Below are 17,765 nucleotides of genomic sequence, written 5' to 3' on the forward strand. Positions count from 1 at the left end.
TTTTATTTATAAGAAATTGGTAAGGTATTTTTCGGTTGTTCGTTCAGTGGTAAAAGGAATTGATCCAATAATGCTCTTCCGTTTTTGATATGAATCTCAATCTCGGGTTTCCTTTCTTCTTCGTACTTTTTGAAAGTTTCATTAAGATCATTTTCTTCCAATAAAAGATTGGTTAAAGTATAAGAATCTTTAAGCGCAGAAGTAACTCCCTGACTCGTAAAAGGAATCAACGGATGTGCTGAATCTCCGACGAACACTACATTTTCGTGATAGAAAGGATTTAATTTTTCCAATTCATACACTCTCCAGATATGAGCGTTTTCATAGCTTGAGCCTTCAATAATAGATGAAATCAAAGGATTCCAGTCACCGAAATTATCCAGCATAAACTGTCTGATACAATCCGGAGTATAATCTTCGTTAATGAAAAACTTAGTAATATCAAACTGGCAATACCAAAGGATTTTTGATGCTGAAAGTTTCAGAACTCCAAAAGTAAGACCTCCTTTTTCATGATGGAATTTGAGAAAATTGCTTTCAATCTGGCTGGCAAGTTCTTCATTTTCAATAATATTTACCACTTCATTTTCCAGAACAGCTTTCATCGTTTCATCCGGAAAAATAGTTCTTCTGATTCTGCTTCTTGAGCCGTCCGAAGCTACAACAATATCTGCTTCAAGTGGAGTATCTTCATCAAGAGTTATATCAGCTTTTCCATTTGAAAAACCGTTTAAGTTTACTGTTGTCTTGTAAGAAATCTTATGGGAAGGAATACCTTTAGCCAAAATTTCTATCAAAGCACTTCTGGAAACCACAAAAACATCATCAAGATCCTTTTCAGAAAGCACCTCGCCGCTTTGGCAGTAATGAATATATTTTTTCAGGAAACTTCCTTTTCCGTAAAGGTCATCAATATCAATAATACTTGATAGATGTTCAATACCTTCTTTGGGAAGGATAAATCCGTGACCTTTCAGGTCATTTTGAGTTCTTCTTTCGTAAATATGGTAGTCAATATTATTTTTTTCCAAATAATTGGCCATACTCAATCCGGAAACTCCAGCTCCTATGATTGCAACTTTGTTCATCCCTTAGTTAGTGTTATTAGTTTTTATTAAGAATCCACAAATCTCCGTTTTTATATTTTTTGCGGGTGATTTTGTTTTCGTTGGTAAGGTTTTGTAGTTTCTCGAATGCTTTTTCAAAACTGATGTCGGAAAGCACAGCAAATTCCTGAGTCGTTAAAGTAGGATAAACTGCAAACAACTGATCCCACTCTGAAGAATATGCTTTTTTCTTTACATCAGGCTTGATTTTTTTCACTCTTTGTTCGAATTCTGCATAAGGCTTAAATCCGTAAAGAACATCCAACATCTCATTATCTTTGGTAAAGATTAAAGTAGGGAATCCCCTTACTCCAAGCTGTTTTCCAAGGTCAAGATCTTTTTTGAACTCGATCTGAGCTTTGGATTCATAATCTTCTTTCCATTGCTTAACATCTAATCCTGCCAGTTCTGCTGCCTTCTCAAGATTCTCGTCTTTGGTAATATTTAATTTGTCAAGGAAAACCATCTCGCGGGTGATTCTCATGAAGTTGATTGCTTTTTTTGCATCCTGCATTTGGGCTGCTTTGAAAGCAATGGATGGAGGATAAGAAGAATTCAGCGGGTCTTCCAGCCATACTCCTCCTTCGATAGGCATTTTATAGTATGGGCTTACTTCTTCCCAATGGTGTGCAACATCACTTGGCTTGCTGATTCCACCGGAGTTATAGATATCCCAAGATGGTAAAAGCCCTCCCATTCTGTAATCAATTTCCACTGCATTTCCGTATTCCAGTTTGAATTTTCTTAGCTGAGGTTCAATCCCCCAACAAGAAGAGCAAATAGGGTCTGTATAATAAATAATGTGAATTTTATCTGTAGCAATATCTTGTAATTGATCTACTGAGGATTCTGTGTTTGGCGCATCAAGGATTTCGCATACTCCCTTTTCGTAATCGCAATTGAGAAGAGGATTCTTGTTCATATTTTTGTAATTATTTGAGTTAAAAGTAGTTAAAAGTAAAACGATATATGTGATGGTGTCCAAAATGTAGTTTTTTTTGGTTTAACATAATATTTAAGACGTAAAATGAATAACAGCCGGAAGTGGCTATTTTTTAGAATAAAAGAAACTATTCCGGTGCTTTGAAGATATTGTCATCAGAATGGAACCCGGCAACACCACCGCTTACCGCAAATTTCATTGCAGAAGCAGCCGTCATACCCACTACAGGTTTGATGTTTTTCTCTTCCGTCACGATTACCCAGCCAGAAATAGCGTAGGAATGAGGAAGGTATACAGCTACGTAATTATGTTTTTCAACATCTGCCATTTCCTTTTGAGTTAAAAATCCGATTCTCCAAATCTCGGGATTTTCATTGGTTTTAACCCAAACAGGATCGTTAAATTTTTTCTTATCTCCAACAAACGAAGACATTACATCTTTTGTGGGGGTATAAATATGCTTTACTCCCGGGGTTCTTTCCAAAATACTGTCCATGGTATCGAAAAAAAACTTTCCGACCACGAATTTATTTCCTAAGAATCCTAAAAGTGCTGTAATTAAAATAGTTGAAATAAAAACTAACCCCGGAATTTCTTTGGCAACCGAAGGAATAATATTGTCAATAGAAGTAACAACATACCAAATTACAAAAATGGTGAGCCCGATCGGGCCAATAATAACCAACCCCTGAAAGAAATTTTTCAGAAAATAATTAGCAATATTTTCAAAAGTCAGTTTTTTCAATTTTATAATCTGTTTTTATCCGTGAATACTTTCACCTTTCCCGTAAGACTGGATAATTTTTGCTTCATATTCCAGCCACTCTTCCCAACGTTTGTTTACTTTTTCTTCGTCTCCCAATTGTCTTGCAAAACCAATGAAAGTCGTGTAATGGTTGGCTTCGGAAATCATCAGCTCTCTGTAAAATGTTTTAAGCTCTTCATCTTTAATATTCTCAGTAAGAACTTTGAATCTTTCGCAGCTTCTTGCTTCAATCATCGCTGCAAAAAGCATTTTATCAACAATCAGATCGTCTCTGTTGCCGCCTTTTTGGATAAAATTTATAAGCTCGTTGACATAATCATCTTTTCTTGTGCGCCCAAAAGTATATCCTCTTTTTTTAATGATCTCATGAACCTGGTTGAAATGCTCAAGCTCTTCCTGCGCAATGGCGAGAAGTTCTGTCACAATTTCCGGATATTCGGGAAGCATGGTGATCAATCCGATAGCGTTGGTAGCGGCTTTTTGCTCGCACCAGGCATGATCCGTCAAAATTTCTTCAATGTTTTCCTCTGCAATATTTGCCCACCTTGGATCGGTAGGAAGTTTCAACTTAAACATGACTTAAAAAATTTCTGTAAAATTAAAATAAATTGTGATATGATAGAAGTTTATTTATAGTTAAGATTTTTACTTAAATATCTTTTTCATTAACTTATTAAATGGCTGGTACTTTTTTTGTTATTCTTTTAAAAACAATTAAAAATATAAACAATGGAAACGATTACAATTTTAAAAAGTAAAATGAATGCCATCTTAGTATTTGCATTCATAATGTTTACTTCCGTAGCAGCTTTTGCTCAGGAAAATACAGGAGAGGTTGTTGAAAAGGTAAACTCTACAAAAACTACAACTACCACAGAATGGTACGCTGACCCTATGTATATCATCGGCGGAGCGGTTATTCTGATCATTATTATTGCACTTATAGCAAGGGGCGGAAAACGTAATGATTAAATTTTAGCTGCCGTTTTTCTTCTTAAAAATTCCAGGATTTTCCATCCTAAGTCATCAACTTTCTTCAATCCTGCTGAAATAGCGTAAGCTATAAGAATATTGAAGGCATAAATTAGAACCATTAATAACCACCAGGGCATATTATCTTTTAATGGGGCAACTAAAAAATAAATCAAAGAAGAGCTTATTCCTTGGGCGAAATAGAAAAATATAGCATTTTTCCCGATATAGGTAATAAAATTTTCTTTTGTAATTTTTAATCTGTTGTAAAAAACAAAAAGCGTCACCAGGGAAAATAAAGACCAAATAATATAAGGGATTTTTGGAGGAAATTTATTTCTGTTGATTTTGTAAAAAATTTCATTTCCGTAATACCAGAACATCCATATAAGGGCGGCGGCAACAACTCCGTAAAGAACCGGGATTATTTTTGTGGGGATTTTTTTACCACGCATTTTGTTGGCAATTAAGAATATACAAAGATAAAATGCGACATAACCCACTTGTCCTGAAGGATAAATTTCAGGAAAGATATTGAACAGCAGTGTCAAAGTAACACAAATTCCGATAAACCAATTGATATGCTTGGGAAAAAATCTTAAAATTAAAAGTCCGAAAACTGTTAAGATAAAATAAACCCTCAAATACCAGAAGCTTCCCATCACGACAGGAAAAGTGTCTGCATTGGTATATTGATGAAGATACCAGTTACCGAGATTTTGCCATTGCGGTTCGGCAGAAATATTGATTGCAGAATATTTTGATCCAAAAGTTGAATAAAAGCTCTGCAGCCATTCTAAAGAGAAAAAGCTTAAGCCAAAAACTTTAAAAAAGTAGTCCAGAAAAAACAGAAATGTCACAAAAATCATATACGTGATCTGTAGTTTCAGAAGCCTGTACAATGTTTTTTCAATATTGGAGCCTGATGTGATACCACTGAGCGCATAGAATAAAGCAACGTCAAAAACCAGAGAAAAAACCCGTACTTCCGCCGGAATATAAAGTTGTCCCGACCAGAAAGCCGTATGTATAAATATAATGGAAATGGTTGCCAGACCTTTCGCAAAATCAATGTATAGATCTCTGTTCATTATTTGGAATATCTTTCAAAAGTAAGAAATTAATTCATTGGAAGTTTGAAGTTGGAGCAGGAAGTAAATAACCTTGAAAATATTGATAGGATTTTCTAAAATTCCATCATCCCAAACCCCTCCTTCCTTACTATTAATCAACAAAAAGAGGTAAGACAAATAGCTTACCTCCTTTCTTAAATATATCGAAAATGAATGTTTATTTAAGATCTTTGAATTCCTCAGCAGAGATTTCTCCATTCTGAATTCTTTTCAATTCATCGATGTACTGACTCATATAAGCGTCAATCTCAGGATTTCTTGTATTCTTGCCCATTTTGTAAGTTCCGTTCAAAACACCCTGGTAATAATAGAAGAAATTGTAATCAAAATCTGCTGCAGAAAGGCTGTACTGTCCTAAAAGGAAGCCTAGACGAACTGCAGATCTCCTTTGTGGAGGAGTTCCGTGATGTCCTGGACTTGTCGTCTGATAATCTCCGATGCTTTGGGCAAACTCATAAGCTGCAGCAATTTGCGCAAATGAAGTTTGATTGTACCCGTTCGGTCTTCTCAGATAATACCCTGCGAAACCGTCTGCTTCCAGTTCGTTGGGTCTTGCAGTGGACTCATTTACAGATGGTAAGCCGAAAATGTACTGCAGCTGATGGCCATACTCGTGAGCCAGGATCATTGCATTGACAATATCTCCGCCTTTGCTTTTGGCATCATAATAAATAGCATACCCGTAATAGATTTTCCCCGTAGAATAAGAAATCGCATTGTACGTTGAATTAAAATTGGAAGGGTCATTTACAAATCTCAGCGTTGGATTGCTTCTTCCCCACAGGCTTGCGATTTTTGTCATCTGCGAATTCATAAAATTGGTGTCTGTAGAATTTTGTAGAGAAGTCGTCAAAACAGATGAAGAACTCCAGTACTGATCTACATAATAGCAGACTTTTTCAAGCTCGTTGGGCTGATCGATTTTTGCATTTAGCTCCTGTTGTTCCGCTGTTACCGGATTTTCCATTGAGTCGTCATTACATGCTGATAATGAGAGTGCAGCAATTGCTCCCGCTAGTAAGGGGAATTTAAAGTTTCTTTTCATATTAAATATTTTAGGTGTAAACGAAGGTATAAAATTATCTGAAAAATATTATCACTTTAAGGTGAAAAATTATTCAAAACATAGTTAAAATTTTAATTTGTAAAAAAGATGGGTTTGAGTGTAAGGTAATTAGAAAATTTTCATATATTTGCACCTCGAAATAACTAAAAATTTATAAACAATGTTTGCAATTGTAGAAATAGCAGGGCTTCAATACAAAGTTGAGCAAGACCAAAAGTTGTTTGTAAACCGTTTATCAGGAGACAAAGGAGGTAAAGTATCTTTCGATAAAGTACTTCTTACTGTAAACGGAGCAATCACTGTAGGCGCCCCAGCTGTAAACGGAATCACTGTGGAAGCAGAGATCCTAGACCACGTAAAAGCTGATAAAGTAATCGTTTTCAAGAAGAAAAGAAGAAAAGGTTACAAAGTAAAGAATGGTCACAGACAATCTTTAACGCAAATTCAAATCACTGGTATTACAGGTTTTGAAGGTGCTCCAAAGAAAGAAAAAGCGGCTAAAAAAGAAACTGCTAAAGCAGAGATTCTTGCTGATAACGAAACGGTAAACTTTGGTGAAGATCATGAATTGAACTATCACTTGAAGAAAAACGGATTGTCTCAGACTAAAGAAAACAGAGAAACTCTGGTTACTTTAGGTAAAGCAGTAAAAGTAGAATTAGAAAAAAATGTTCTTACACACGCTGAAGTAGATGCAGCTATCGTTAAGAATATTGAAAGTTTCAAAGCGTTAAATAAATAATAATCCACTAATAAAATGGCACACAAGAAAGGAGTTGGTAGCTCCAAAAACGGTAGAGAATCTCACTCTAAAAGATTAGGTGTGAAAATTTTCGGAGGTCAGGAAGCTATTGCTGGAAACATTATTGTTAGACAAAGAGGTACTCAACACCACCCAGGTGCAAACGTGGGTATCGGTAAAGACCACACTTTGTTTGCTCTAATTGACGGTAAAGTAGTCTTTAGAAAAAAAGCAAATAACAGATCTTTCGTATCTGTAGAAGCAAACGCATAATCAGCGTTTTATAAAAAATAAAAACCTCAGCAAATAAATGCTGAGGTTTTTTACGTTGTAACTGTTTATTTTTTTAAAATATATTTTAAGCATATTCGATATTTCATTATAGTGAATGTGCTCGCCTGAACCTTATAAATCCCAGAAATTAGCTTTAAAAATAAAGTAGTATTTATAATTAGTTGTTTAATATTAATTGGTTTTGCTTATTATTATTAAAAATTATCGTTGTTTCTTGAAATTAATTCATAATTTTAATACGATTATTAAATTTTCCTCGTTTATAATAAAATCACCAAATTAAAATTATACGATATGAAAAACTTAAAAAAGCTTTCAAGACATGAGCTTAAGACCTTAAAAGGAGGTTTTAAGTGCGAAGGTATTTCTTGCGACTGGTACTGTAGTTTACCGGCAGGAAGCCGTCCTGTTTGCCTATCTCCACAAACGTTAGTGCCGATTTGCGGAGGTTGTAATACTAGTGACATTTAAAATGGACGTTTAATTTCAAAAAAGAATCTCCTTTCATTCGAAAGGAGATTTTATATTTTTAAAAGCCAACCTGGAATCCGGCCTTCACGCCGAATTTTGAAATGTCCGGGCGGTCAAGATAATTTCCTCGCCAGTTGAAATCCACCCTGAAAATCCTCAAGTTTCCAAAACCGATATTTTCAATTCCGAAACCGTATTCAAAGTAAATATGTTCACTCGGGGCAGAATATTTGAACCCTTCTACATTGATTGCTTTTGAAGCATCGCTCAAAGTTCCGTAAGCTCCTCTGATGAAGGCAACTTCTCTCAATTTTAATTTCTTAATTAAAGGAATATAGGACAATATCTTACCGTTAAAATGATGCTCCAGATGCAGCGTTGTATAGGTGTCCGCCACAAATTCATAATAGTTAAGCTGGGCAAAAGTATTCGCCGCCAAGCTATAAGACTGGTTCCCAGGAATTATGTTCTGTAAAGCCAAAGGAACGGTGTCGAAGTTTTTCCCCGCCTCAAAATTTACCAACGTTTTTCCCCAGCTTCCGAGTAAAACCGGTTTATAGAAAAGGAACTGTAATTTATTATAATTAAAATCAGACCCGAATAACCCCTCAATACCTCTTGTATATTTTAAAACAATGGTAGGAGCCAGCGTTCCGTGTTCGTATCTGTCAATCCCAGTTTGCGAGAATTTTGCACCCGGCCTTGCGATCAGGCTTAAAGTAAAGTGAGAATCATTGGTGGTTTTCCTCAAGTTGCCGTCTTTGTAATACATCAGGTTGAATCCTTCCGGATTGGCAGATTTAATGCTTTGCATCGTGCCATCTAGCCTGATTTGGAAGTTTTTCCAGGGTTCTATTGATGTGAAGACATTGGTTTGGTTTACGGAGCTCAATGAAGCATTTTCACCTCTTGCAAAAATTGTTGATGAAGCGAAGGTCCTTGCCATAATTCCATCGTCGTTCGTAAGCTGAACTCCTAATTGCAGGACATCTCTTCTTGTCCCGGCTCCAACTGTAAACCTGTTGACTCTGTTGAACATAAATCTACCTTCAGCACCATATTTTACCTGGTGATCTTTGAAACCGTAAGCCGTATAAAACTGAACCCTCCACGGGTCATTTCTTGTGAAATAGGTTCTTGCTCCCAATCGAATTCTATCGCCTTCCACTTCATTTTTGCCGTAAATAGAGAAAATCGGACCTATATCAATACCTAATTTCTTGACATTGTAATAGCCTGAGCCCAAAGTCTCATATAGCTTTATAATTCTGTTGAATTTTGGCGTCTGCTGAAGTTTATTAAGCATTTCGTAAATCCCCTGTTCGCTTTTGGATAAAGAATCCGGCCTGGCTTTTACCCAGTAGGAATCATCTTTATCAACAAATTTATCATCATATTCCTCTTCTCTTCTTACAAAAATTTTCTCTTCAAGAGGTTTATTGAATTGATATTCAGAATAATCGACTGATCTTTTTGCAATGATGCTCTTTGATGTTTTCTTTTTGGAAAAAGGTGTCATTTCAATCTCTGTGACGAACTTCCTTGGTAGAAAGGTGTTTTCATCCGGATTATCATATTCAAGTTCAGTGGAAATTGAATTGATGAAATTAACGTTAATTTTTTGTGTTGATTTTAAAGTAGCCCCCAAAACGGCATAGCTATCCGTGTCAATATAAAGATAACCCTGAAAAGCTAAAACTTCTGTTCTTTTTGGCTGATAACGGATTTTATAAGCATTTTCTCCTCTTACGGAAACGGTGTCAAGCAAATTATATTCATAAGTGCTGAAGCCTGTTTCTCCTACCGGGCTTGGAAAACCAATATCAAAATAATTTAAAGTATTATCATAAATATTAATATCTCGGTAAAGGTTTTTTGCCGTCAACGTAATAATCTGGTTATCCTGAAAGCCTGATGTTTTTTGAGCAACCAAAAGCCTTTTTGATCTTTTTGAAGGCTTATTTTCACCATAATTCTCATATACGGCTTCATTTAAGAAAATGGGAAGCCCGATTTTCCCGGTTGCGGTGGAATCTTTATAATCAAAAATAAATTCAAGCTTATTGAAGATTTTTTTCTTCATAAATGCGCTGTCAAGGTTGTTCGCATCAAACTGAATTTTCTCGTATTCTTTGTAAGTATAAGTATCGAATTTGTCTAATCCGTTGTTTCTTTTTCTTTCCCAGACTTTCTGCATGATTGCATAAGCGGGGTTTTCTTTTTTATTTTTGTATTTCGGTTTTTCGTTGTGGATAACGACTTCTTCAATATTGCTTTCTTTTTCCTGAGAAAGTTTTACAAAAATATTAGAGGCACTTTCAGCAGTGACATTTACCGTTTCCAGAGCGTAATTTTTTCTCAGAAATTTTAATTTATAAATAATACTGTCAGACTGAACGATAAAGTTTCCTGAAGTCGTTGTTAAGGCCGGTTTATTATTTTCATTGATAAAAACATCAACGCCGGTGATTTCTTTGTTGGTTTTTGCATCAACGATTCTTCCGTTCGCCGAATTTTGTGCGCAAAAAAAACCGACAAAAAAGAGAAGGATAAAAAGAGAATAATATTTAGAATTATTAATTAACATTAGTTGTTTCTTCAAGCATTTAGCATAAACAAAAAGTATGCTGTTATTTTAAAAGATTAGGTTTTTCAAAAGATTTTTTATAAATAAATACAAAACTGCAAATGTAACAAAAATAACACCATCATTTTGAAGGTGTTATCATTATTATTTTGTTAAAAAATAGGATAAGACTGAATAATCTATTTTTGAAGCTCAACAAAGATGTATCCTAAGGCTCCAAAACCTTGACTGTCACCATCTGCGACATGAACATTTACCCTATAGAAAGTCCTGTCGGTATAAGAGAAAAAGTTGAATTGTGCATGCCCGTCCTGAACACAATTTAACGGTATTCCTGTGAGGTTTGTAAAGGTAGGAGTCGCTGTTAATGGAGTAGTGTTTACGAAGCCGGATCCATTCTGTGCAGTTGTTAATATGGCATGCTGTACCCCCAAATTATTAGTTCCGGTTGTAGATCTCACCTGAACAAAGGATGATGTTGAAGTACAGGTTGTTGAGGGATATCTAAATTCCAGTGATCCAATTGTAATTAATGAATTAGTAGCAGAATTTGCATCAATTGAAAAAGATTTAAAACTTGTAGTAAGAGGCGCCACATTTTGTATTACTACGTTTCCTGAAGCATCTACACCTAAAGCCGCAGCATTGGGAGTGGTAACTGTTGCATTATTAATGTTGGTGAATTTCATTCCGGAAACTCCATTGGTTCCGGAAGCGAGTTCTAATCTTGCAGTGGGTGTTGCTGTTCCGATACCGATATTCGCCGTAAGGCTGTTGATATCAATGCTTAAATTAGTCCCGAAAATTGCGTTTCCGATATTCATCTGGCTGTTTGCTGCTGCATTTAAGAAAGTAGAATTTGCTCCAATTAAAATATTTCTGTTTCCTGATGTTAATGCAACTCCGCCTGCTCCAGAAGCAGGATTTCCGGTATTGTCTCCAATAGCTGTATTAGCTGTACCGGTTGTTAAAGTACCTAGTGCATCCGCTCCCACAGCAACATTGAAAGCGGTTGTACCACTCAATACATCAAGGGCATTATATCCTACGGCAACATTATCTCCCCCATTGTTTGACCTGAGAGCGCCACTTCCTATTGCTGTCAGCCTTGATCCGGTTGTATTATTTAATAGGGCCTGATGTCCAAATGCCGAATTTTGTACGCCCGTAGTATTTGCAGAAAGTGATTGATTTCCAAAAGCCGAGTTGGCAACACTTCCTGATGTGGCCGCACTTAACGAGCTTACTCCAAAGGCCGTACTTAAAAGTGCGGTGGAAGATGGCAGCGAACCTACTCCAAAAGATGTATTAATTGTACCTAAGAGGCCAGAGTTTACATTGTTTCTTTTAAAAACTAAATTCTGGTTGTCAGTCGTTCCTACGAAATTGCTCGTGGGATTAGTTCCTGCATTTCCGATAGTATGCCAGTCGTTGTTGGACGATGTTGTAATCAGAGCGATCCATTTTGTGCCATCAAAATGATAGAATCCTACAGAGTTTACATCCTCTGTTGTTCCAGCTGCTGTTCCCGTAGATATGTCACTGATATAAATTAAAGTTGAAACGGGTACAGTTGTCATAGACTGGGCTCTTTGCCTGTCAACTCTGGGAATGATAATTCCATCTACTGAGGTGGCGGTTCCTGTTGGATTTTTTGCGGCAATGTCTAATGTAGAGGTTGGCGTGGGTGTCTGAATTCCAACTTGAGCTGAATATGCTAGTGGAATTAATACTGTGAATAATAATAATCTTTTCATATTTGATAATTGTGATAGTTATTGTTACCACAATTTACGAAGAATTTAAATTTAATGTTAAAATAATTCAGTATTTGGCGATTATTATCAATAAATCACTATAAAAAGAGTGGAAATGATAGATTAATTTTTATTAACGTAAATAAAAAAGACCTACATTTCTGTAAGTCTTTTCTGGCTCCTCCTGCTGGGCTCGAACCAGCGACCCTCTGATTAACAGTCAGATGCTCTAACCAACTGAGCTAAGGAGGAATGTCCCTTTGTTTAGTGGTGCAAATATAATAGGAATATTAATATCAAGCAAATATTTAATTACAAAAAAACTGAAATTTTCTCCTGTTAAAAGGCTTTTTAGTGTATTTGATTATTTTTCAGGAGTTTAAATTTTATAATTTAATAAGAAATTTAAAAAACATAAAGCAAAAAAAAGACTCACATTTCTGTAAGTCTTTTTGGCTCCTCCTGCTGGGCTCGAACCAGCGACCCTCTGATTAACAGTCAGATGCTCTAACCAACTGAGCTAAGGAGGAATGTCCTTCTTTTTTAGTGGTGCAAATATAGGACGAATATTTATACCTTACAAATATTTTATTGAAATTTTTTAAAAATATTATAGGCTTCCCGTAACCGCTTTGAAAATGTCACTTCCGAAGATCAACAACATCAAGCCTAGCAGGAAGATAACTCCCACCATCTGTGCGTTTTCCAATACTTTTTGAGGAACAGGTTTCCCCACAATCATCTCATATAAAGTGAAAATTACGTGTCCGCCATCCAATCCCGGAATAGGAATTAAGTTCAAAAATGCAAGCCATACGGAGAACATTGCTGTGAAGCCCCAGAATGCAGACCAGTCTATGGATACACTTCCGTCTTTACCTTGGTCAACAGGCATGTTTTTAATAATAGCTAAAGGCCCGCCTACTTTTTTGTAACCTTTTACTTTTTTATTGAATACTAGCTTAAATTGTTTAATCTGATAAGTTAAACTTTCAATCGTAAGCGTAAACCCTCTTTTTATGGCTCCAAAGAATTTATAATCTTTATGGACAGTATATTTCTCAATGTCTTTATAAGTTGCGATCCCAATAGTTCCATCTTTAGAAACAGGTATTTTTAAATTTTCAATCTGATCATTTCTTTGAACTTGAAAATCAACAACTTTTCCGGCATTAGGTATTACCAAAGGCTTCAATTCATCGTAATACTGAATAGGCTTTCCATTAATTGCCGTGATTTTGTCACCTTCTTTCAGTCCGGCATCAATGGTAGATTTCGTAACAATTGTATCAACTATTGGTGTCATCCTTGGGGTAAGGAATGCTCTCGGCTCCGGATTGTTAAATGCAATGGCTTTTCCGTCATCACTTGTAGGAAAAGTAACTTCTTTACCGTTTCTTAAAACAGTAATTTCGTCACTTAATAAGACATCTAAAGCTAGTTTTTTGAAGTCTTTTTGAGTTTTTCCATCAACCTTTAGGATTTTATCTCCGTCCTGAAAGCCCATTTTTTTCGCTGCTTCCGTATAATGAAGAGGAGTGGTGATTTTATCTGCCTCAAAAATATTCTCACCGTTTTTACCCACTAACGCCGAAAAAATAACCCACGCCAGGAAAAAGTTTACCGTAACTCCACCCAACATAATGATTAATCTCTGCCAAGCTGGTTTTGATCTGAATTCCCAAGGTTGGGCAGGCTTTTTCAGCTGTTCGGTATCCATGCTTTCATCCACCATTCCGGCAATTTTCACATATCCACCGAAAGGCAGCCATCCGATACCGTATTTTGTTTTTTCCGGATGCTTTCTCCAGTCACTGTCTGGAAGCTTTGATATATCAATAGGAACTTCTTTCTTTTCTCCGTTCACCTCGATGATTTCTGTGTCCGGAAGGTTTTGTGAAAGAAATTTAAACTGCCATTTTCCATTGATTTTTTTCATTGAAAAAATTGAAAACCAAGGATCAAAAAACAGAAAAAATTTCTCTGCTCTGGTTTTAAACCACTTTGCCGGGAGAAAGTGCCCAAGCTCATGAAGGACTACTAAAATAGAAATACTTAGAATGAACTGGAAAATCTTGATTGCTAATTCCATTAATACTTTTTATGTTTAATTTGCAAAGGTAACAATTATCAAAACTATGCCAAATAAAAAAGCTCCCCGAAACGAGAAGCTTTGTCATAAATATGATGATTTCTTATAAATTAATAGAAACGCCTAAACTGCCATTGTTTCCGACTTCAGCAAAAACTCCGATTTTGTCAGTGAAAAAATATCTTGCCCCGATATGAGCACCAAGCCCGAATTCGCTTCCTACAACTCCCACATCAACACCGGGATAAACATCCCATTTTTCAGGTAATTGCAGTGCGTCTTTCAAATGAAAATTCAACCGTCCAAAAACGAAGATTCTGTTGTCATCATCATTGTCTTTATAGTTGCCGAAATAAGCATTTAGTCCTGCTCCTACTGAGATCAGCCCGTTAAGGCCATAATCATAAGTTCCTGTAATTCCGGTTCCGTATCCCCAGGCGCTCAATCCTGCATTAATCTTTTGGTCTCCCTTTCCGGTCCATGCCTGAGCATTTGCAGCAGTTCCCATGAAAATTATCATGAACATTAAAATCAATTTCTTCATAAATTTTACTCTTTAATAGTTATTGCTAAAAAATATTCGCATCAAAAATAGAACCGAAATCAACGGAAAATCGTATTTTTATTGAAGTATTTTAACGAAGTTTATGAAAATCACAGGACTGAATCTAGACATCATCTGGAAAAATAAAACCGGAAATTTTCAACTTATTGAAAAAGAGTTGCAAAATCAAAATGCTGATATTTTCCTGCTTCCGGAAATGTTCTCAACGGGTTTCTGCATGGATGCATCGGAAGTTGCCGACAGAAATCAAGAATCTCTGGAGCTTTTAAAGAAAATGTCAGTGGAAAAGAATGCAGCATTCTGCGGAGGCGCGTCTGTAGAGGAGGACGGTAAATTTTACAACAGGATGTATTTTGTGCAACCGGATTCTCATGTTGATTTTTACGATAAAAGACATTTGTTTTCCTTTTCGGGAGAAGATAAGGTGTATACGCCGGGAAGGGAGAGGGCAATTGTGAATTATAAGGGTTTCAGGATTCTCTTGCAGGTTTGCTATGACCTTCGTTTTCCTGTTTTTGCAAGAAATAATGATGATTATGATGCCATTTTATACATCGCCAACTGGCCCGAAAAAAGGGTAGGAGCTTGGGAACATCTGTTAAAAGCAAGGGCAATCGAAAATCTGTCTTTTGTGTTTGGGCTGAACAGGATCGGGACGGACGGAAATAATCTTTTCTATCAGGAAAGTTCTCATTGTTTTTTTGCAGACGGAACAGAAATTTCACAGAAAAGTGGGGATATTGTCTCCGCGGAATTAAATTTAGATGAATTGAAGGATTTTAGAAATCATTTTCAGTTTTTGAATGATAGGGATAGTTTTTCTATTCAATTGTAGCTTTAACCACAGATTACACGATTACTGCGGATATTTTATAGTTTTAAGCGTAAACATCTGTGTAAATTCGTGTAAATCTGTGGTCAAATAAATTTAAAAAAAATCTGATTTTTCACAGTTTAAGCATATTCTTTTAAAAGTTGTGTCAAAGTATTCACATCGTGTACGCCGCTTTCCTTCCACAGCATTTCTCCTTTTTTGAAGATAGCCAATGTCGGAACGCCACGAACACCATACTGATTGGCCAGAGCCGGATATTGATCTACGTCTACTTTTATGATTCTGGCACCTTCGCCCACATTTTCCTTTACTGTATTTAAAACTGACGACTGTACTTTGCAAGGTTGGCACCAGGTTGCAAAAAAGTCGATTAATACTGGTCTTTCGGAGTCTATGATTTCCTGAAATTTTTGTGACATGATTGGTTTTATTTAAAAAACACTTTAGCTTAAAAAGATTAAGCCTGAATTTAAAATCACTTAAAAGAATAATCGAAGGTTATCGAAACTTTGTGTTGTTAAATGGCTTACCTAATAAACTAAAGTGTGATGATTTATTATTATTATTATTATTATTTCTCAGATTTCTGATCCTGAATGGCTTTTACGTTTTTCCAGCTTGTACCGTCGTAGACATCAATGCCATTTTTCTTTAAAATTTCCATTGCCTGATCTGCCTGAATTCCTTTGTTGCAGAAAACAACTACTTTTTTACCTTTCAGAGATTCTGTGTTATTCTGAATTTCCGCTAAAGGAATATTCACAGCATTTTTTGCTGTTCCTTCTGCATATTGTTCCGGAACTCTTACATCAACCAAAGTTACGTCAGAACTGTTGATCACATCTTTTATATTGGACTTTGGTGCTTCCGCTACATGAGCAGTTTTACAGGCACTCAACATCAATATTGCAGCAAGAATAATTCCAAAAAGTTTTCCTTTCATTATATTTTACATTATTTTCGATTGGCAGATAAAATCTGATGTCGGGAATTTTTCTGTTTTTTTTATTCCGTTGAAGCCTCCTTCTATTTCGCTGAAATTTCTGATTCCGTGTGAGTTAAGGATGCTTGCTGCGATCATGCTTCTGTAACCTCCCGCACAGTGCAGGAAAAAATGTTCAGAATCATCAATTGATTTTACCCAATCACTGATCGTATCTAACGGTTTGTTGTAAGCATTATTAATATGCTCCGCAGAATATTCCGTTATTTTTCTTACATCAATTACTTTGGAGTTTTCTGTAAACTGTTCTGCAAATTCGGCTGGAGAAATTCTTTTCACATCATCCGTTTCTTTTCCTGCATTTTTCCAGGCTTCAAAACCTCCTTTTAAATATCCTAAAACATTATCAAACCCAACCCGGCTTAGTCTTGTAATGGCTTCTTCTTCTGTGCCTTCATCAGCGATCAACAAAAGCGGATGTTTTACATCAACGATTAAAGTTCCTACCCATGGTGCAAAATCACCCTTTAAACCGATATTTACAGAATTCGGAACAAATCCTTTATGGAAATCGGCCGCGCCTCTTGTATCAAGGATTAATGCTCCCGTTTCTTCGGCATACGCTTCAAAATCCTCAACAGGAATTGGCGTTAAACCTTTATCCATCACTACATCAAGGCTGTCGTAACCATTTTTGTTCATGGCAACATTCATCCCGAAATATTTTGGTGGAGCTGTCAACCCATCCAGAACTTCTTTAATGAAAGATTCTTTATTCGGCTGATTAAGAGCATAGTTTGTCTTTTTTTGATTTCCTAAAATATCAACAGTTTCTTTCTGCATGTTTTTTCCGCACGCCGAGCCCGCTCCATGTGCCGGATAAACCGTGATGCTGTCATCCAAAGGCAAAATTTTGTTGTGAAGACTGTCGTATAAAATTCCGGCGAGATCTTCCTGGGTAAGGCTTCCTGCTTTCTGAGCAAGATCTGGTCTTCCTACATCACCCAAAAACAATGTGTCACCGGTGAATATTGCCGTTTCTACGCCATTTTCGTCGATCAAAAGATAGGTTGTACTTTCCATCGTGTGGCCGGGCGTGTGAAGAGCTTTTATTTTTACTTTCCCGATCTCAAAAACCTGATTGTCTTCTGCAATAGTAGCTTCAAATGCGGGTTGAGCAGTCGGTCCGTAAACAATCGGGGCTCCCGTTTTTTTGCTTAGATCCAAATGTCCAGAGACAAAATCTGCATGGAAATGTGTTTCAAAAATATATTTTAAAGTTACATTATCTTTCTCCAGACGATCCAGATAGGGCTTTACCTCTCTCAAAGGATCAATGATGGCTGCTTCATTTTCTGATACGATGTAGTACGCACCCTGAGCCAGACATCCGGTATATATTTGTTCGACTTTCATTATGTGGTGTAACAGTTTTAATGTTTTATGAATACAAAAATCGTGTTTATTTTTTTAAAATAGGCTAAAATTAAAAA

The 17,765-nt window shown here is 36.2% G+C and carries 18 protein-coding genes and 2 tRNA genes; 5 read left to right on the top strand and 15 right to left on the bottom strand.

Features of this window, described 5'->3' with window-relative positions:
• Positions 1 to 2: 2 nt before the first annotated feature.
• From ATE47_RS17680 to ATE47_RS17695, 4 genes are all read right to left on the bottom strand, one after another.
• The gene (locus ATE47_RS17680; protein ID WP_062163198.1) at positions 3 to 1,088 is read right to left on the bottom strand and encodes an FAD-dependent oxidoreductase; all 1,086 of its coding nucleotides are present in this window, start codon (positions 1,086 to 1,088) and stop codon (positions 3 to 5) included.
• A 16-nt stretch (positions 1,089 to 1,104) separates the two neighbouring features.
• A complete protein-coding gene (locus ATE47_RS17685; RefSeq protein ID WP_062163199.1) occupies positions 1,105 to 2,028 on the bottom strand; it encodes a DsbA family protein in 924 nt (307 codons plus the stop codon).
• A 148-nt stretch (positions 2,029 to 2,176) separates the two neighbouring features.
• Positions 2,177 to 2,794 carry a DUF502 domain-containing protein gene (locus tag ATE47_RS17690; protein WP_062163200.1) on the bottom strand — a complete coding sequence of 206 codons (618 nt, stop codon included), beginning with the start codon at positions 2,792 to 2,794 and terminating at the stop codon, positions 2,177 to 2,179.
• 15 nt (positions 2,795 to 2,809) lie between these two features.
• Positions 2,810 to 3,391 carry a tRNA-(ms[2]io[6]A)-hydroxylase gene (locus ATE47_RS17695; RefSeq protein ID WP_062163201.1) on the bottom strand — a complete coding sequence of 194 codons (582 nt, stop codon included), beginning with the start codon at positions 3,389 to 3,391 and terminating at the stop codon, positions 2,810 to 2,812.
• Positions 3,392 to 3,544: 153 nt separating this feature from the next.
• Here ATE47_RS17695 and ATE47_RS17700 point away from each other — a divergent pair, with 153 nt between their 5' ends.
• Positions 3,545 to 3,787, top strand: coding sequence for a hypothetical protein (locus ATE47_RS17700; RefSeq protein ID WP_062163202.1), 243 nt, complete (start codon positions 3,545 to 3,547; stop codon positions 3,785 to 3,787).
• On the opposite strand, the gene ATE47_RS17705 is transcribed toward ATE47_RS17700, so the two are convergent.
• Positions 3,784 to 4,878, bottom strand: coding sequence for an acyltransferase family protein (locus tag ATE47_RS17705; RefSeq protein ID WP_062163203.1), 1,095 nt, complete (start codon positions 4,876 to 4,878; stop codon positions 3,784 to 3,786). The genes ATE47_RS17700 and ATE47_RS17705 overlap by 4 nt on opposite strands.
• Positions 4,879 to 5,077: 199 nt before the next feature.
• Positions 5,078 to 5,965 carry a hypothetical protein gene (locus tag ATE47_RS17710; protein WP_062163204.1) on the bottom strand — a complete coding sequence of 296 codons (888 nt, stop codon included), beginning with the start codon at positions 5,963 to 5,965 and terminating at the stop codon, positions 5,078 to 5,080.
• Between the two features lie 181 nt (positions 5,966 to 6,146).
• Between ATE47_RS17710 and rplU the strand changes: the two genes are divergently transcribed.
• The 3 genes from rplU (at position 6,147) to ATE47_RS19585 (ending at position 7,493) form a co-directional block, all read left to right on the top strand.
• Positions 6,147 to 6,728, top strand: coding sequence for a 50S ribosomal protein L21 (gene rplU, locus ATE47_RS18970; protein WP_082632635.1), 582 nt, complete (start codon positions 6,147 to 6,149; stop codon positions 6,726 to 6,728).
• A gap of 15 nt (positions 6,729 to 6,743) precedes the next feature.
• Entirely contained in the window at positions 6,744 to 7,001 is a 258-nt protein-coding gene (gene rpmA / locus ATE47_RS17720) for a 50S ribosomal protein L27 (RefSeq protein WP_027387413.1), read from the top strand.
• Positions 7,002 to 7,292: 291 nt separating this feature from the next.
• Positions 7,293 to 7,493, top strand: a complete 201-nt coding sequence (locus ATE47_RS19585) for a bacteriocin-like protein (protein WP_442857093.1) — start codon at positions 7,293 to 7,295, stop codon at positions 7,491 to 7,493.
• A 58-nt stretch (positions 7,494 to 7,551) separates the two neighbouring features.
• Here the strand turns inward: ATE47_RS19585 and ATE47_RS17725 are convergent, their stop codons facing one another.
• The 6 genes from ATE47_RS17725 to ATE47_RS17750 form a co-directional block, all read right to left on the bottom strand.
• The gene (locus tag ATE47_RS17725) at positions 7,552 to 10,095 is read right to left on the bottom strand and encodes a DUF5686 family protein (protein WP_228376291.1); all 2,544 of its coding nucleotides are present in this window, start codon (positions 10,093 to 10,095) and stop codon (positions 7,552 to 7,554) included.
• A 164-nt stretch (positions 10,096 to 10,259) separates the two neighbouring features.
• Positions 10,260 to 11,837, bottom strand: coding sequence for a beta strand repeat-containing protein (locus ATE47_RS17730; protein ID WP_062163205.1), 1,578 nt, complete (start codon positions 11,835 to 11,837; stop codon positions 10,260 to 10,262).
• Between the two features lie 175 nt (positions 11,838 to 12,012).
• Positions 12,013 to 12,089: transfer RNA gene (locus ATE47_RS17735), tRNA-Asn, on the bottom strand.
• A gap of 201 nt (positions 12,090 to 12,290) precedes the next feature.
• Positions 12,291 to 12,367, bottom strand: a tRNA-Asn gene (locus ATE47_RS17740).
• An 80-nt stretch (positions 12,368 to 12,447) separates the two neighbouring features.
• Complete coding sequence (gene rseP / locus ATE47_RS17745) at positions 12,448 to 13,929, bottom strand: RIP metalloprotease RseP (RefSeq protein ID WP_062163206.1); 1,482 nt, start codon at positions 13,927 to 13,929, stop codon at positions 12,448 to 12,450.
• Positions 13,930 to 14,032: 103 nt separating this feature from the next.
• On the bottom strand, positions 14,033 to 14,473 hold the full coding sequence (locus ATE47_RS17750) for a DUF6646 family protein (protein ID WP_062163207.1): 441 nt from the start codon (positions 14,471 to 14,473) through the stop codon (positions 14,033 to 14,035).
• A 103-nt stretch (positions 14,474 to 14,576) separates the two neighbouring features.
• Here ATE47_RS17750 and ATE47_RS17755 point away from each other — a divergent pair, with 103 nt between their 5' ends.
• Positions 14,577 to 15,329, top strand: coding sequence for a nitrilase-related carbon-nitrogen hydrolase (locus tag ATE47_RS17755; protein ID WP_062163208.1), 753 nt, complete (start codon positions 14,577 to 14,579; stop codon positions 15,327 to 15,329).
• 119 nt (positions 15,330 to 15,448) lie between these two features.
• Here the strand turns inward: ATE47_RS17755 and ATE47_RS17760 are convergent, their stop codons facing one another.
• From ATE47_RS17760 to ATE47_RS17770, 3 genes are all read right to left on the bottom strand, one after another.
• Positions 15,449 to 15,748 carry a thioredoxin family protein gene (locus ATE47_RS17760; RefSeq protein ID WP_062163209.1) on the bottom strand — a complete coding sequence of 100 codons (300 nt, stop codon included), beginning with the start codon at positions 15,746 to 15,748 and terminating at the stop codon, positions 15,449 to 15,451.
• Between the two features lie 152 nt (positions 15,749 to 15,900).
• Entirely contained in the window at positions 15,901 to 16,272 is a 372-nt protein-coding gene (locus ATE47_RS17765) for a rhodanese-like domain-containing protein (protein WP_062163210.1), read from the bottom strand.
• A 6-nt stretch (positions 16,273 to 16,278) separates the two neighbouring features.
• Positions 16,279 to 17,688 carry an MBL fold metallo-hydrolase gene (locus ATE47_RS17770; RefSeq protein WP_062163211.1) on the bottom strand — a complete coding sequence of 470 codons (1,410 nt, stop codon included), beginning with the start codon at positions 17,686 to 17,688 and terminating at the stop codon, positions 16,279 to 16,281.
• Positions 17,689 to 17,765: the final 77 nt, after the last annotated feature.

Source organism: Chryseobacterium sp. IHB B 17019, from assembly GCF_001456155.1.
GTDB lineage: Bacteria > Bacteroidota > Bacteroidia > Flavobacteriales > Weeksellaceae > Chryseobacterium.

Bases quoted from the DNA above. Each gene is read 5' to 3' on its own strand.
- ATE47_RS17680 (WP_062163198.1), bottom strand. From the start codon at position 1,088: ATGAACAAAGTTGCAATCATAGGAGCTGGAGTTTCCGGATTGAGTATG.
- ATE47_RS17685 (WP_062163199.1), bottom strand. From the start codon at position 2,028: ATGAACAAGAATCCTCTTCTCAATTGCGATTACGAAAAGGGAGTATGC.
- ATE47_RS17695 (WP_062163201.1), bottom strand. From the start codon at position 3,391: ATGTTTAAGTTGAAACTTCCTACCGATCCAAGGTGGGCAAATATTGCA.
- ATE47_RS17700 (WP_062163202.1), top strand. From the start codon at position 3,545: ATGGAAACGATTACAATTTTAAAAAGTAAAATGAATGCCATCTTAGTA.
- ATE47_RS17705 (WP_062163203.1), bottom strand. From the start codon at position 4,878: ATGAACAGAGATCTATACATTGATTTTGCGAAAGGTCTGGCAACCATT.
- ATE47_RS17710 (WP_062163204.1), bottom strand. From the start codon at position 5,965: ATGAAAAGAAACTTTAAATTCCCCTTACTAGCGGGAGCAATTGCTGCA.
- rplU (WP_082632635.1), top strand. From the start codon at position 6,147: ATGTTTGCAATTGTAGAAATAGCAGGGCTTCAATACAAAGTTGAGCAA.
- rpmA (WP_027387413.1), top strand. From the start codon at position 6,744: ATGGCACACAAGAAAGGAGTTGGTAGCTCCAAAAACGGTAGAGAATCT.
- ATE47_RS17730 (WP_062163205.1), bottom strand. From the start codon at position 11,837: ATGAAAAGATTATTATTATTCACAGTATTAATTCCACTAGCATATTCA.
- rseP (WP_062163206.1), bottom strand. From the start codon at position 13,929: ATGGAATTAGCAATCAAGATTTTCCAGTTCATTCTAAGTATTTCTATT.
- ATE47_RS17750 (WP_062163207.1), bottom strand. From the start codon at position 14,473: ATGAAGAAATTGATTTTAATGTTCATGATAATTTTCATGGGAACTGCT.
- ATE47_RS17755 (WP_062163208.1), top strand. From the start codon at position 14,577: ATGAAAATCACAGGACTGAATCTAGACATCATCTGGAAAAATAAAACC.
- ATE47_RS17760 (WP_062163209.1), bottom strand. From the start codon at position 15,748: ATGTCACAAAAATTTCAGGAAATCATAGACTCCGAAAGACCAGTATTA.
- ATE47_RS17765 (WP_062163210.1), bottom strand. From the start codon at position 16,272: ATGAAAGGAAAACTTTTTGGAATTATTCTTGCTGCAATATTGATGTTG.
- ATE47_RS17770 (WP_062163211.1), bottom strand. From the start codon at position 17,688: ATGAAAGTCGAACAAATATATACCGGATGTCTGGCTCAGGGTGCGTAC.